At 42.8% G+C, this 14031-nt stretch carries 10 protein-coding genes; 9 read left to right on the forward strand and 1 reads right to left on the reverse strand.

Features of this window, described 5'->3' with window-relative positions:
- Positions 1 to 37 precede the first annotated feature (37 nt).
- From EL076_RS00260 to purH, 6 genes are all read left to right on the forward strand, one after another.
- Positions 38 to 3763, forward strand: coding sequence for a phosphoribosylformylglycinamidine synthase (locus tag EL076_RS00260; RefSeq protein WP_126428873.1), 3726 nt, complete (start codon positions 38 to 40; stop codon positions 3761 to 3763).
- A gap of 168 nt (positions 3764 to 3931) precedes the next feature.
- Complete coding sequence (gene purF, locus EL076_RS00265; RefSeq protein WP_126428875.1) at positions 3932 to 5371, forward strand: amidophosphoribosyltransferase; 1440 nt, start codon at positions 3932 to 3934, stop codon at positions 5369 to 5371.
- Positions 5372 to 5582: 211 nt separating this feature from the next.
- Complete coding sequence (gene purM / locus EL076_RS00270) at positions 5583 to 6605, forward strand: phosphoribosylformylglycinamidine cyclo-ligase (RefSeq protein WP_003094963.1); 1023 nt, start codon at positions 5583 to 5585, stop codon at positions 6603 to 6605.
- Between the two features lie 184 nt (positions 6606 to 6789).
- Positions 6790 to 7338 carry a phosphoribosylglycinamide formyltransferase gene (purN, locus tag EL076_RS00275; protein ID WP_126428877.1) on the forward strand — a complete coding sequence of 183 codons (549 nt, stop codon included), beginning with the start codon at positions 6790 to 6792 and terminating at the stop codon, positions 7336 to 7338.
- Entirely contained in the window at positions 7338 to 8102 is a 765-nt protein-coding gene (locus EL076_RS00280; RefSeq protein ID WP_232009652.1) for a hypothetical protein, read from the forward strand. The genes purN and EL076_RS00280 overlap by 1 nt, the downstream gene beginning before the upstream one ends.
- Positions 8103 to 8111: 9 nt before the next feature.
- A complete protein-coding gene (gene purH, locus EL076_RS00285) occupies positions 8112 to 9659 on the forward strand; it encodes a bifunctional phosphoribosylaminoimidazolecarboxamide formyltransferase/IMP cyclohydrolase (RefSeq protein WP_126428879.1) in 1548 nt (515 codons plus the stop codon).
- A 192-nt stretch (positions 9660 to 9851) separates the two neighbouring features.
- On the opposite strand, the gene EL076_RS00290 is transcribed toward purH, so the two are convergent.
- Positions 9852 to 10691 (reverse strand): CHAP domain-containing protein, encoded by an 840-nt coding sequence (locus EL076_RS00290; RefSeq protein WP_126428881.1) that lies wholly within the window; start codon positions 10689 to 10691, stop codon positions 9852 to 9854.
- Between the two features lie 307 nt (positions 10692 to 10998).
- Between EL076_RS00290 and purD the strand changes: the two genes are divergently transcribed.
- From purD to purK, 3 genes are all read left to right on the forward strand, one after another.
- The gene (gene purD, locus EL076_RS00295; RefSeq protein ID WP_126428883.1) at positions 10999 to 12261 is read left to right on the forward strand and encodes a phosphoribosylamine--glycine ligase; all 1263 of its coding nucleotides are present in this window, start codon (positions 10999 to 11001) and stop codon (positions 12259 to 12261) included.
- A gap of 198 nt (positions 12262 to 12459) precedes the next feature.
- Positions 12460 to 12951 carry a 5-(carboxyamino)imidazole ribonucleotide mutase gene (gene purE, locus EL076_RS00300; RefSeq protein ID WP_013989899.1) on the forward strand — a complete coding sequence of 164 codons (492 nt, stop codon included), beginning with the start codon at positions 12460 to 12462 and terminating at the stop codon, positions 12949 to 12951.
- Entirely contained in the window at positions 12938 to 14029 is a 1092-nt protein-coding gene (gene purK, locus EL076_RS00305) for a 5-(carboxyamino)imidazole ribonucleotide synthase (RefSeq protein WP_126428885.1), read from the forward strand. The genes purE and purK overlap by 14 nt, the downstream gene beginning before the upstream one ends.
- Positions 14030 to 14031: the final 2 nt, after the last annotated feature.

Raw genomic sequence — 14031 nt, forward strand, 5'->3', positions numbered from 1 at the left:
CTACAATCTTTAAGTAGAAATAGATAAAGGAAATAAAATGGATAAACGTATTTTCGTTGAGAAAAAAGCTGATTTTCGTGTGAAATCTCACTCTTTAGTAAAAGAATTAAAGCATAATCTTCAGTTGAAAACTTTGAATGATCTTCGTATTGTTCAAGTTTACGATGTCTTTAATTTAGCAGAGGATTTGTTTGCACGTGCGGAAAAACATATCTTTTCTGAACAAGTAACCGATACTGTTTGGGATGAAGCTGTGGTTAAGACTGATCTTGAGAAGTATGCTTTCTTTGCTATCGAAAGCTTGCCTGGTCAATTTGACCAACGTGCGGCATCTTCACAAGAAGCTTTGCTTTTGCTTGGTAGTTCAAACGATGTAACAGTGAACACAGCACAACTTTACTTGGTTAACAAGGATATTGATTCGAATGAGTTGGAAGCTGTCAAAAACTACCTCTTGAACCCAGTGGATTCTCGTTTCAAAGATATCACTGTTGGCATTGCGAAACAGGATTTCTCTGAGTCTGACAAGACTATTCCAAGCTTGGATTTCTTTGAGACTTATATGGCAGAAGATTTTGCTAAGTATAAGGCAGAGCAAGGATTGGCAATGGAAGTGGATGACCTTCTATTCATTCAAGATTACTTCAAGTCTATTGGTCGTGTGCCAACTGAGACTGAGCTTAAGGTTTTGGATACTTACTGGTCTGATCACTGCCGTCACACAACTTTCGAGACTGAGTTGAAGAATATTGACTTTTCAGCTTCTAAATTTCAAAAACAATTGCAGGCGACTTATGACAAATATATCTCCATGCGTGATGAGTTGGGACGTACGGAAAAACCTCAAACCTTGATGGATATGGCGACTATTTTTGGTCGTTATGAGCGTGCCAATGGCCGTTTAGATGACATGGAAGTGTCTGATGAAATCAATGCTTGCTCTGTTGAAATTGAAGTGGATGTCGATGGTGTGAAAGAACCATGGCTTCTCATGTTCAAGAATGAAACTCACAACCACCCAACTGAAATCGAACCATTTGGTGGAGCAGCTACTTGTATTGGTGGTGCCATTCGTGACCCATTGTCAGGTCGTTCATACGTTTACCAAGCCATGCGTATCTCAGGTGCTGGTGATATTACAACACCAATCGCTGAAACACGTGCTGGTAAATTGCCACAACAAGTGATTTCTAAAACAGCAGCTCACGGTTATTCTTCATACGGCAACCAAATTGGTCTTGCAACAACTTATGTTCGTGAATACTTCCACCCAGGTTTCGTTGCTAAGCGTATGGAGCTAGGTGCCGTTGTCGGTGCGGCTCCTAAGGAAAATGTTGTCCGTGAAAAACCTGAAGCAGGTGATGTGATTATCTTGCTCGGTGGTAAGACTGGACGTGACGGTGTCGGTGGTGCGACAGGTTCTTCTAAAGTTCAAACAGTTGAATCTGTTGAAACAGCTGGTGCTGAGGTCCAAAAAGGGAATGCCATCGAAGAACGTAAGATTCAACGTCTTTTCCGTAATGGTGAAGTAACACGTCTTATCAAGAAATCAAATGACTTTGGTGCTGGTGGTGTCTGCGTGGCTATTGGTGAATTGGCAGATGGTCTTGAAATTGATCTAGACAAAGTGCCATTGAAATACCAAGGCTTGAACGGTACAGAAATTGCCATTTCTGAATCTCAGGAACGTATGGCTGTAGTGGTTCGTCCAGATGATGTAGACGCCTTCGTTGCTGAATGTAATAAAGAAAATATTGATGCTGTTGTCGTTGCGACAGTGACTGAAAAACCAAATCTTGTTATGCACTGGAATGGCGAAACCATCGTTGATTTGGAACGTCGTTTCCTTGATACAAACGGTGTACGTGTGGTTGTAGATGCTAAGGTGGTTGACAAGGATGTCAAGCTTCCAGAAGAACGTCAAACATCTGCTGAAACCCTTGAGGCTGATACTCTTGAAGTCTTGGCTGACCTTAACCATGCCAGTCAAAAAGGTTTACAAACCATCTTTGATAGCTCAGTTGGTCGTTCAACAGTTAATCACCCACTCGGTGGTCGCTACCAAATTACACCAACAGAAGCTTCTGTACAGAAATTGCCAGTCCAATACGGCGTGACAACAACTGCTTCTGTTATGGCACAAGGATTCAACCCTTATGTAGCAGAATGGTCTCCATATCATGGTGCTGCCTATGCAGTAATCGAAGCAACAGCTCGTTTGGTTGCTACTGGTGCAAACTGGTCTAAGGCTCGTTTCTCTTATCAAGAATACTTCGAGCGTATGGATAAACAAGCAGAGCGTTTTGGTCAACCAGTATCAGCTCTACTTGGATCAATCGAAGCTCAGATTCAACTTGGTTTGCCATCTATCGGTGGTAAAGACTCTATGTCCGGTACCTTTGAAGAATTGACGGTACCACCAACCTTGGTTGCTTTTGGTGTGACAACAGCAGACAGCCGTAAGGTCCTTTCTCCAGAATTTAAAGCTGCTGGTGAAAATATCTATTACATCCCAGGTCAAGCTTTGGCACAAGAAATTGACTTTGATCTTATCAAGTCTAACTTTGCTAAGTTTGAAGCCATCCAAGCTGATTATAAAGTCACATCTGCATCAGCTGTCAAATACGGTGGTGTTGTTGAAGCTCTTGCCCTTGCAACATTTGGTAACCATATTGGTGCCACTGTAACCCTTGAAAATCTTGAGACTGCTTTGACAGCTCAATTGGGTGGATTCGTCTTCACATCTCCGGAAGAAATTTCAGGTGTTGCCAAGATTGGACAAACAGCAGCTGACTTTACACTTACTGTCAATGGTGTAACGCTTGATGGACACAAACTTGACAGTGCCTTCCAAGGTAAATTGGAAGAGGTTTACCCAACGGAATTTGCACAAGCAACTGAGCTAGAAGAAGTACCTGCTGTAGCATCCGATGCTGTGATCAAAGCTAAAGAAACAGTTGAGACACCAGTGGTTTACATCCCAGTATTCCCAGGGACTAACTCTGAGTATGACTCTGCTAAGGCCTTTGAAAAAGAAGGTGCCAAAGTCAACTTGGTACCATTTGTAACACTGAATGAAGAAGCTATTGTCAAGTCTGTTGACACTATGGTTGACAATATCGAAAAAGCTAACATTATCTTCTTTGCAGGTGGCTTCTCAGCAGCGGATGAACCAGATGGATCAGCTAAATTTATCGTTAACATCTTGCTCAATGAAAAAGTACGTGCAGCCATTGATAGCTTTATAGAACGTGGTGGTTTGATTATCGGTATCTGTAACGGGTTCCAAGCTCTTGTCAAATCAGGTCTGCTTCCATATGGTAGCTTTGAAGATGCAAGCAGTACGAGTCCAACCCTCTTCTACAATGATGCCAACCAACACGTGGCTAAGATGGTTGAAACACGTATTGCCAACACGAACTCACCATGGCTTGCTGGAGTAGAAGTTGGTGACATCCATGCCATCCCAGTATCACATGGTGAAGGTAAATTTGTCGTGACAGCTGAGGAATTTGCAGAGCTTCGTGACAATGGTCAAATCTTTACCCAATATGTTGACTTCGAAGGCAAACCTAGCATGGATTCTAAATATAATCCAAATGGTTCTGTCAATGCTATTGAAGGTATCACAAGCAAGAACGGTCAAATTATTGGTAAGATGGGTCACTCAGAACGTTTCGAAGATGGTCTCTTCCAAAATATTCCAGGAAATAAAGATCAGCACCTCTTTGCGTCAGCGGTTAAATACTTCACTGGAAAATAATAGAGCGAGTTTAGCGCGCTTAGTAATGATATTTTTCGCTGTAGCGATATTCCTAGATAACTTGAGAATTTTGCAAAATCGAGATCAAATTGGAAGAATGAGACGCTAGGGATAGCTACACTCATTCTTGTTACCTAAGGAAAATATCACAAATAAAAGGTATATAAAATGACATACGAAGTTAAATCTCTTAATGAAGAATGTGGTGTTTTTGGTATCTGGGGTCACCCGGATGCTGCCAAATTAACTTATTTCGGACTTCACAGTCTTCAACACCGTGGTCAAGAGGGTGCAGGAATTCTCTCAAATGATGCGGGTCAATTGAAGCGTCATCGTGATATGGGGCTTCTCTCAGAAGTTTTCCGTGATCCAGCCAACTTAGACAAGCTGACTGGTACGGCTGCTATCGGTCATGTTCGTTATGCGACTGCTGGTGAGGCTTCTGTAGACAATATTCAACCATTCATGTTTAAGTTTCACGATGGACAGCTTGGTCTTGCTCATAATGGGAATTTGACTAATGCAGAGTCACTAAGACATGAGTTGGAGAAGAATGGGGCCATTTTTAGCTCAACTTCTGATTCAGAAATATTAGCTCACTTGATTCGTCGTAGCCACAACCCATCCTTCATGGGAAAGTTGAAAGAAGCTTTGAACACTGTTAAAGGTGGATTTGCTTACCTCCTCATGCTTGAGGACAAGCTTATTGCAGCCTTGGATCCAAATGGCTTCCGTCCACTTTCTCTTGGTAAGATGGCCAACGGTGCTATCGTGGTTTCATCTGAAACCTGCGCTTTTGAAGTGGTTGGTGCAGAATGGATTCGTGATGTAAATCCGGGTGAGGTTGTTATCATCGATGATAATGGCATCACTTACGATACCTATACTACAGATACGCAATTGGCTGTTTGTTCGATGGAGTATATATACTTTGCTCGTCCTGATTCAAATATTCAAGGTGTGAATGTCCATACGGCTCGTAAACGTATGGGAGCTCAATTAGCACGTGAGTTCAAGCATGAAGCGGATATTGTGGTTGGTGTGCCTAATTCATCACTTAGTGCGGCCATGGGATTTGCTGAAGAATCAGGTTTGCCAAATGAAATGGGCTTGATTAAAAATCAATACACCCAACGTACCTTTATTCAACCAACACAAGAATTGCGTGAGCAAGGAGTTCGTATGAAACTCTCTGCCGTATCAGGGGTTGTTAAAGGAAAACGTGTGGTCATGATTGACGATTCCATTGTTCGTGGAACAACGTCCCGTCGTATCGTTCAACTCTTGAAAGAAGCAGGGGCGACTGAGGTTCACGTGGCAATCGGTAGCCCAGCTCTTGCCTACCCATGTTTTTACGGTATCGATATTCAAACACGTAAAGAATTGATTGCCGCCAACCATACAGTTGAGGAAACACGCGAAATCATTGGTGCGGATAGCTTGACTTACTTGTCTATCGATGGCTTGATTGATTCCATTGGAATTGACACAGATGCACCAAATGGTGGCCTTTGTGTGGCCTACTTCGATGGCAAATATCCAACACCATTGTATGACTACGAAGAACGCTATTTGGAAAGTTTGAAAGAACACACTTCTTTCTATTAAGAGCAGTGCAGAAGAAAAAAAGAGGAAAAAATTATGTCTAAAAATGCTTACGCGCCACGTCTCACTACTGACTAAAAGCTAAAGCATTTGTCAGTAGACGCTTTGCCCTATGGGGCCAAAGCTAGAGACCTGACTAGTATTTTTAGATAAAAAGGTGGTTTATCTAAAAATACGTCGCAATTTTTCTCGAAAAAAGAAAAGGAATAAACAAATGACAAATAAAAATGCGTATGCCCAATCGGGTGTGGACGTTGAAGCAGGTTATGAAGTTGTTGAACGTATCAAAAAACACGTTGCCCGTACAGAGCGTGCAGGTGTCATGGGAGCTCTTGGTGGCTTTGGTGGGATGTTTGACCTTTCAAAAACAGGTGTCAAAGAGCCCGTTTTGATTTCAGGTACAGATGGTGTCGGTACTAAACTCATGCTTGCTATTAAGTACGACAAACACGACACTATCGGTCAAGATTGTGTCGCTATGTGTGTTAACGATATCATTGCTGCAGGTGCTGAGCCCCTTTACTTCCTTGACTATGTAGCGACTGGTAAAAATGAACCAGCGAAATTGGAACAGGTCGTTGCTGGTGTGGCTGAAGGTTGTGTGCAATCTGGTGCAGCCCTCATCGGTGGTGAAACTGCTGAAATGCCTGGTATGTACGGTGAAGACGACTATGATTTGGCTGGTTTCGCGGTAGGTATCGCAGAAAAATCACAAATCATCGATGGTTCAAAAGTGGCTGAAGGTGACGTGCTTCTTGGACTTGCCTCAAGCGGTATCCACTCAAATGGTTACTCACTCGTTCGCCGTGTCTTTGCTGATTACACAGGTGAAGAAGTTCTCCCAGAACTTGAAGGCAAAAAACTTAAAGACGTTCTTCTTGAACCAACTCGTATCTACGTCAAAGCGGCTTTGCCACTCATCAAAGAAGAATTGGTGAATGGAATTGCTCACATCACAGGTGGTGGTTTCATTGAAAATGTACCACGTATGTTCTCAGATGACTTGGCTGCTGAAATTAACGAAAGCAAAGTGCCAGTCCTTCCAATTTTCAAAGCCCTTGAAAAGTATGGTGAAATCAAACACGAAGAAATGTTTGAAATCTTCAACATGGGTATTGGTCTCATGCTTGCGGTTAAACCAGAAAATGTTGAACGTGTCAAAGAACTTCTTGACGAACCTGTTTATGAAATCGGTCGTATTGTGAAGAAAGATGGCGCAAGTGTGGTGATTAAATAATGGTGATATCACCATTTTGTACAGAGAAATTGTAGAAAGGAGTGTTTAGTTAGCAAGCCTAACTGAACACGGGACTCATTTTCTAGGAAAAAAGAGAAATCATTTTGTGTGCAAGCACCCAACAATGATTTCCTATTTTTCTGCGAAACTGTTCGGCTAGCCGAAACGTCCCTTTGTATCGAATATGAAGATTGCTGTTTTTGCCTCTGGCAACGGCTCAAACTTTCAGGTGATTGCGGAACAATTTCCAGTAGAATTTGTTTTTTCAGATCACCGTAATACCTATGTCTTGGAACGTGCCAAGAATCTTAATGTGGTTAGCCATGCCTTTGAACTCAAGGAATTTGACAATAAAGCAGCTTATGAAGAGGCTATCGTCAAACTCTTGGATGATCACCAGATTGACTTGGTTTGTTTGGCCGGTTATATGAAAATCGTTGGCCCAACCTTGCTAGCAGCTTATGAGGGTCGTATCATCAATATTCACCCGGCTTATCTCCCTGAATTTCCAGGGGCTCATGGTATTGAAGATGCTTGGAATGCAGGCGTTAACCAGTCTGGTGTGACCATTCACTGGGTGGATTCTGGTGTTGATACCGGTAAGGTTATCAAACAAGTCCGTGTGCCACGCCTTGAAGGTGATACCCTTGACACTTTCGAAACTCGCATCCACGAAACAGAGTACAAGCTCTATCCAGAAGTCTTGGATAGTTTGGGAGTGGAGAGATTATAATGAGTAAAAAATACAAAGAAATAGATGGTTACAAAAGATTTTTCGAATATTTTTTTGATGATAACAAGAATGATAATTTAATCGAAGAAATTTGGAAATTTACTAAAAATAATATGTATATGATAGACGATAAGAAAAAGAAAGTCGAGGCGTGGGAATCTCTTAATTTTAGAATAGATAAAAGACTTAAGAAGTCAGAGAAGTATATAAAAGATAATAACATTTCTAAAGTATATGTTAGAACTTTTGGAGATAAAGGGAAAGAAAATACGAAAGCTCTTCTAATAAGTTTTTATGAGTATATTTTTGATTATTCTGAAAAAGAAGTTATTTCTATTGATCGTTCAAATAATTCAGCTCCATCATCTACTTTAAATAGATATACAGAGTACACAAAAACTAAAAATCATAAATCTAAAAATATATTGTTTAATTACCAAGTATCTCATATTTTTGGAAAAACATTAAATTGTTATGCATTTACAGCACCTTGGAATATTGTATACTTACCTAAAATTCTGGACCCATTTACAGGTCATGAGAGTAACGGTAAATTGACTGAGCAGTTCACTCAAAAATTACAAGAATTTGCTAAATTAAATTATAAAGAACAGATTGAACAATTTAATAAACGGATGGAGGAATTAGCTCCTAAAATTAATAAATTCAAAGCTAAACTTAAATCTGAAAATGAATTTGATGAACAGTTAATTAAACAATTTTTTAAAAGTCTAGATGAAAATTTTTCTCAAATTGATTTATAAGGAGAACAAATGACTAAACGAGCACTTATTTCAGTCTCAGATAAAGCAGGCATTGTTGAATTTGCCCAAGAACTCAAAAAACTTGGTTGGGACATCATCTCAACAGGTGGTACCAAAGTTGCCCTTGATAATGCTGGGGTAGATACCATTGCCATTGACGATGTGACTGGTTTCCCAGAAATGATGGATGGTCGTGTGAAGACCCTTCACCCAATTATCCACGGTGGTCTCCTCGCTCGTCGTGACCTCGACAGCCACCTTCAAGCGGCTAAGGACAATAATATCGAATTGATCGACCTTGTTGTGGTGAACCTTTACCCATTCAAGGAGACTATTCTCAAACCAGACGTGACTTATGCTGACGCAGTTGAAAACATCGATATTGGTGGTCCATCAATGCTTCGTTCAGCAGCTAAAAACCACGCTAGCGTAACAGTTGTGGCAGACCCTGCTGACTATGCGGTTGTGCTTGACGAATTGTCAGCGAACGGCGAAACAAGCTACGAAACTCGCCAACGTTTGGCAGCGAAAGTATACCGTCACACAGCTTCATATGACGCTTTGATTGCAGAATACTTCACAGCTCAAGTGGGTGAAACAAAACCTGAAAAACTCACTTTGACTTATGACCTCAAGCAACCTATGCGTTACGGTGAAAACCCCCAACAAGACGCAGACTTCTACCAAAAAGGTTTGCCAACGGCTTACTCAATTGCTTCAGCTAAACAGCTTAACGGTAAAGAATTGTCATTCAATAATATCCGTGATGCTGATGCTGCTATCCGTATCATCCGTGATTTCAAAGACCGTCCAACAGTCGTGGCTCTCAAACACATGAACCCATGTGGTATCGGTCAAGCTGACGACATTGAAACAGCTTGGGACTACGCTTATGAAGCTGACCCAGTATCAATCTTTGGTGGTATTGTAGTCCTCAACCGTGAAGTTGATGCTACGACGGCTAAGAAAATGCACGGTGTCTTCCTTGAAATCATCATTGCACCAAGCTACACAGATGAAGCACTTGAAATCTTGACTACCAAGAAGAAAAATTTGCGTATCCTTGAGTTGCCATTTGACGCTCAAGATGCTAGCGAAGCGGAAGCAGAATACACTGGCGTTGTCGGTGGACTTCTCGTTCAAAACCAAGACGTTGTTAAAGAAAGCCCAGCTGACTGGCAAGTGGTTACGAAACGCCAACCAACTGAAACAGAAGCGACAGCTCTGGAGTTTGCTTGGAAAGCTATCAAGTATGTCAAATCAAATGGTATCATCGTGACTAACGACCACATGACACTTGGTGTTGGCCCTGGTCAAACTAACCGTGTGGCTTCAGTCCGTATCGCCATTGAGCAAGCTAAAGATCGTCTTGATGGTGCTGTTCTTGCTTCAGATGCCTTCTTCCCATTTGCAGATAACGTGGAAGAAATCGCTAAAGCAGGTATTAAAGCAATCATCCAACCGGGTGGATCAGTCCGTGACCAAGAGTCAATCGAAGCGGCTGATAAACATGGTTTGACAATGATCTTTACAGGCGTTCGTCATTTCCGTCATTAAGAATTTACAAAACATCCAAGAAGTTGGATGTTTTTTTAGATACCTTAAGTTTCCTTTAAGCTCTCCAAGTTATACTAATACCATCCTAAAAAACTTTTCTTTTTCATAAATCTCCTAAGAGCTCGGCACCCGCTGGGCTTTTTTATTTCAGCACATCAAAAAAACAACCGTTCGCACGATTGTTCAATAGATTTAAGCCTTTTCAAGGACAGACTGAGTTACCCAAGTCTTGCGATTTCCGATTTGAACGAGGACGCCATCGCTAGGTGGGTCAATGGCTAGTACTTTGAAGTTACCTGGAATAGTAAAGGTCTCACCAGGATTGAGGTATTGGTCTGATGTTGGATTGCCTTGTGCATCAACTTCAAGAACGGGTCCAGGGTCAACGATATTGTGTTTGGTTGGTGTACCTCCAGCTAAATCTTGGCTAGTGATGGTATTTCCTGATACAGATGTAACACGAAAAGTTCCTGAGAAGCGGACCGTATCACCAACTTTGATAGAAGAGTTAGTAGAATTTCCAATTTGAGCTCCTGGTTCGAGGTCTTTAAAGTGGATATAACCAGACACCTGACTCTTATGGAAACTGCGTTTATGGTATTTCTCAGGCCCTTGTCCCGCATTATAGTTGTATTCTTCAATAGTCACCTGATCACCATTTACCTCAGCTACCCAAGCAACATGTCCCATGTATCCAGCTCCGTTGACACCGTTTGAAAACCAAGCGATACTTCTAACAGCAGGATTCATATCTACACGATGTCCATTCGCTCGTGCAATTGGTCCCCAAGTGATGGCATTTCCATAACCTACAGGCAGAGTGAAACCGTTGGAGTTACTGAGGCGATAGGCCGCAAAGGATGTGCACTGACGCCAGTACATGGTCCATGGATCGACACCGATGCCACCGTATTTCCAAGAGGAAGGATAGTCATCTCCGAGGACAGCCGCCTGAGCGGAACTGCCACACGAAACCGAAATAGTCGCTAGACAAGCTAGCGGTAAGAGACAATTTAGTAATTTTTTCTTCATTTTAACCTCCACCTACCTATTCGCAGTTTTTCAGGAAAATGAGGATATTTTTGCGTTTAAGCCTCCCTTAAGCTGCTCAAGATATACTATCATCAATCCTAATTAACTTTTTTCATTTTCATAATCTCCCAAGAGGCGGTCCAAGTGGCCACCTTTTTTATGTCCAAATTTGGATACATACCCATATTTCCGAACAAATATGTTATAATGGTTATATATAATTCGTAAAAATAGCTAATTTTTTCCGAATGATTGTCGTTAACGGGCATTTGCCCCTGGTCTTATTTGATATTGAGGTATCTTTCAAATGAAACTTTTGGTTGTTGGTTCTGGTGGTCGTGAACATGCGATTGCCAAGAAATTATTGGAGTCTAAGGACGTTGAGCAAGTTTTCGTGGCTCCTGGTAATGACGGGATGACATTGGACGGTCTTGATTTGATCAATATCGGAATTTCCGAACATTCTAAGCTGATTGACTTCGCAAAAGCGAACGATATTGCTTGGACCTTTATTGGTCCAGACGATGCCCTTGCGGCTGGGATCGTGGATGATTTCAATACGGCAGGACTCAAAGCATTTGGTCCGACCAAGGCTGCGGCTGAGCTGGAGTGGTCTAAGGATTTTGCTAAGGAAATCATGGTCAAATATGATGTTCCAACAGCAGCCTATGGCACATTTTCAGATTTTGAGGAAGCCAAGGCCTATATCGAGGAAAAAGGCGCTCCAATCGTCGTTAAGGCAGATGGTTTGGCGCTTGGAAAGGGTGTTATCGTAGCTGAAACGGTTGAGCAAGCTGTCGAAGCTGCTCATGAGATGCTCTTGGACAATAAATTCGGTGATTCAGGTGCGCGAGTGGTCATCGAGGAATTCCTTGATGGAGAGGAGTTTTCTCTATTTGCCTTTGTCAATGGGGACAAGTTCTACATCATGCCAACAGCTCAAGATCACAAACGTGCCTATGATGGTGACAAGGGTCCTAACACTGGTGGGATGGGGGCTTATGCGCCGGTTCCTCACTTGCCACAGAGCGTGGTTGACACAGCGGTTGACACTATTGTCAAGCCAGTCCTTGAAGGTATGATTAAAGAAGATCGTCCTTACACTGGTGTCCTTTACGCTGGTCTTATCTTGACAGCTGACGGCCCTAAAGTCATCGAGTTCAACTCTCGCTTTGGCGATCCTGAAACGCAAATCATCTTGCCTCGTTTGACTTCTGATTTTGCGCAAAATATCACTGACATTTTGGATGGTAAAGAGCCAACTATCACTTGGACGGATAAGGGTGTGACACTTGGTGTGGTAGTAGCCTCAAACGGCTACCCATTGGATTATGAAAAAGGTGTTAAGTTGCCGGCCAAGACAGAGGGTGACATCATCACTTACTATGCCGGTGCCAAATTCGCTGAAAATGGCCAAGACCTCCTCTCAAACGGAGGACGTGTTTACATGTTGGTCACAACAGCAGACACCGTCAAAGACGGCCAAAACATCATCTACAACGAACTCAACAAACAAAACACAGAAGGCCTCTTCTACCGTACGGATATCGGTAGCAAGGCTAACAAATAATCAGCGACCGTAGGTCGTAAAAGGCGAGCGAAAGCGAGCCAAACTAAGATAATGGTCGCCGTGGTGAAAAGACCAGAACAGCATCTGTTCTGGTCGGGGAAACTTTGAGACTTTAGGCTCAAAGTTTAGAAATGAAACCGAAGGTTTGCTTCCGTCCCCACCACCTAAGACTATTATCAAAAAAGAAAAGGAAAAATTATGACTAAACCAGTAATTTCCATCATCATGGGCTCAAAATCCGACTGGGCAACCATGCAAAAAACCGCTGAAGTCCTCGACAACTTCGGCGTCGCTTACGAAAAGAAAGTTGTTTCTGCACACCGTACACCAGACCTCATGTTCAAACATGCCGAAGAAGCACGTAGTCGTGGCATCAAGGTCATCATCGCTGGTGCAGGTGGCGCTGCTCACTTGCCAGGGATGGTCGCTGCTAAAACAACCCTTCCAGTCATCGGTGTGCCAGTCAAATCACGTGCCCTTAGCGGTGTAGATTCGCTCTATTCTATCGTTCAGATGCCGGGTGGTGTACCTGTCGCAACCATGGCTATCGGTGAAGCTGGTGCGACTAACGCTGCCCTCTTTGCCCTCCGTCTCCTCTCAGTAGAAGACAAGGCCATTGCAGATGCGCTTGCTAACTTTGCTGAAGAACAAGGAAAAATCGCAGAGGAGTCTACAAATGAGCTCAACTAAAACCATTGGTATCATCGGTGGTGGCCAGCTCGGTCAGATGATGGCTATCTCAGCTATCTACATGGGCCACAAGGTTATCACCCTTGATCCAGCAGCAGATTGTCCATCTTCTCGTGTGTCTGAGGTTATCGTGGCACCTTATGACGATGTGGACGCCCTTCGCCAGTTGGCGGACCGCTGTGATGTTCTCACTTATGAATTTGAAAATGTCGACGCTGACGGCCTTGATGCTGTTATCAAAGACGGTCAACTTCCACAAGGAACAGACCTGCTTCGCATTTCACAAAACCGTATCTTTGAGAAAGACTTCCTCTCAAATAAGGCTAAAGTGACAGTTGCTCCTTACAAGGTTGTGACATCTAGCCTTGATTTGGAAGATATTGACCTTTCTAAAAAATACGTCCTCAAGACAGCGACAGGCGGTTACGATGGCCACGGTCAAAAGGTCATCACATCAGCCGACGATTTGGAAGAGGCAAATGCCCTTGCTAACTCAGCTGAGTGTGTCTTGGAAGAGTTCGTCAACTTCGACCTTGAAATTTCAGTCATCGTGTCTGGTAATGGCAAGGATGTGGCAGTTTTCCCAGTACAGGAAAATATCCACCGCAACAACATCCTCTCTAAAACTATTGTGCCTGCCCGTATTTCTGATAGTCTAGCTGAGAAAGCTAAAGCTATGGCTGTGAAGATTGCTGAGCAACTTAACCTCTCTGGTACTCTCTGTGTAGAAATGTTTGCGACAGCTGATGACATCATTGTCAACGAAATCGCGCCACGCCCACACAATTCAGGGCACTACTCAATCGAAGCCTGTGACTTTTCACAATTTGATACGCATATCTTGGGTGTTCTCGGAGCACCACTTCCAGCAATTCACCTCCATGCACCTGCTATCATGCTCAACGTCCTCGGCCAACACATCGAAGCAGCTGAGCGTTATGTCACAGAAAATCCAAGCGCCCACCTCCACATGTATGGTAAACTAGAAGCGAAGCACAACCGCAAAATGGGGCATGTGACTTTGTTTAGTGATGAGCCAGATGAAGTTGAAGAGTTTGGGGAAGGGATTGATTTTTAGAG

The organism is Streptococcus vestibularis, from assembly GCF_900636445.1.
GTDB classification, from domain to species: Bacteria; Bacillota; Bacilli; order Lactobacillales; family Streptococcaceae; genus Streptococcus; species Streptococcus vestibularis.

Coding starts and splice junctions, on each gene's coding strand:
- purN (WP_126428877.1), top strand. CDS start 6,790: ATGAAGATTGCTGTTTTTGCCTCTGGCAACGGCTCAAACTTTCAGGTG.
- purH (WP_126428879.1), top strand. CDS start 8,112: ATGACTAAACGAGCACTTATTTCAGTCTCAGATAAAGCAGGCATTGTT.
- purD (WP_126428883.1), top strand. CDS start 10,999: ATGAAACTTTTGGTTGTTGGTTCTGGTGGTCGTGAACATGCGATTGCC.
- purF (WP_126428875.1), top strand. CDS start 3,932: ATGACATACGAAGTTAAATCTCTTAATGAAGAATGTGGTGTTTTTGGT.
- EL076_RS00280 (WP_232009652.1), top strand. CDS start 7,338: ATGAGTAAAAAATACAAAGAAATAGATGGTTACAAAAGATTTTTCGAA.
- purM (WP_003094963.1), top strand. CDS start 5,583: ATGACAAATAAAAATGCGTATGCCCAATCGGGTGTGGACGTTGAAGCA.
- purE (WP_013989899.1), top strand. CDS start 12,460: ATGACTAAACCAGTAATTTCCATCATCATGGGCTCAAAATCCGACTGG.
- purK (WP_126428885.1), top strand. CDS start 12,938: ATGAGCTCAACTAAAACCATTGGTATCATCGGTGGTGGCCAGCTCGGT.
- EL076_RS00260 (WP_126428873.1), top strand. CDS start 38: ATGGATAAACGTATTTTCGTTGAGAAAAAAGCTGATTTTCGTGTGAAA.
- EL076_RS00290 (WP_126428881.1), bottom strand. CDS start 10,691: ATGAAGAAAAAATTACTAAATTGTCTCTTACCGCTAGCTTGTCTAGCG.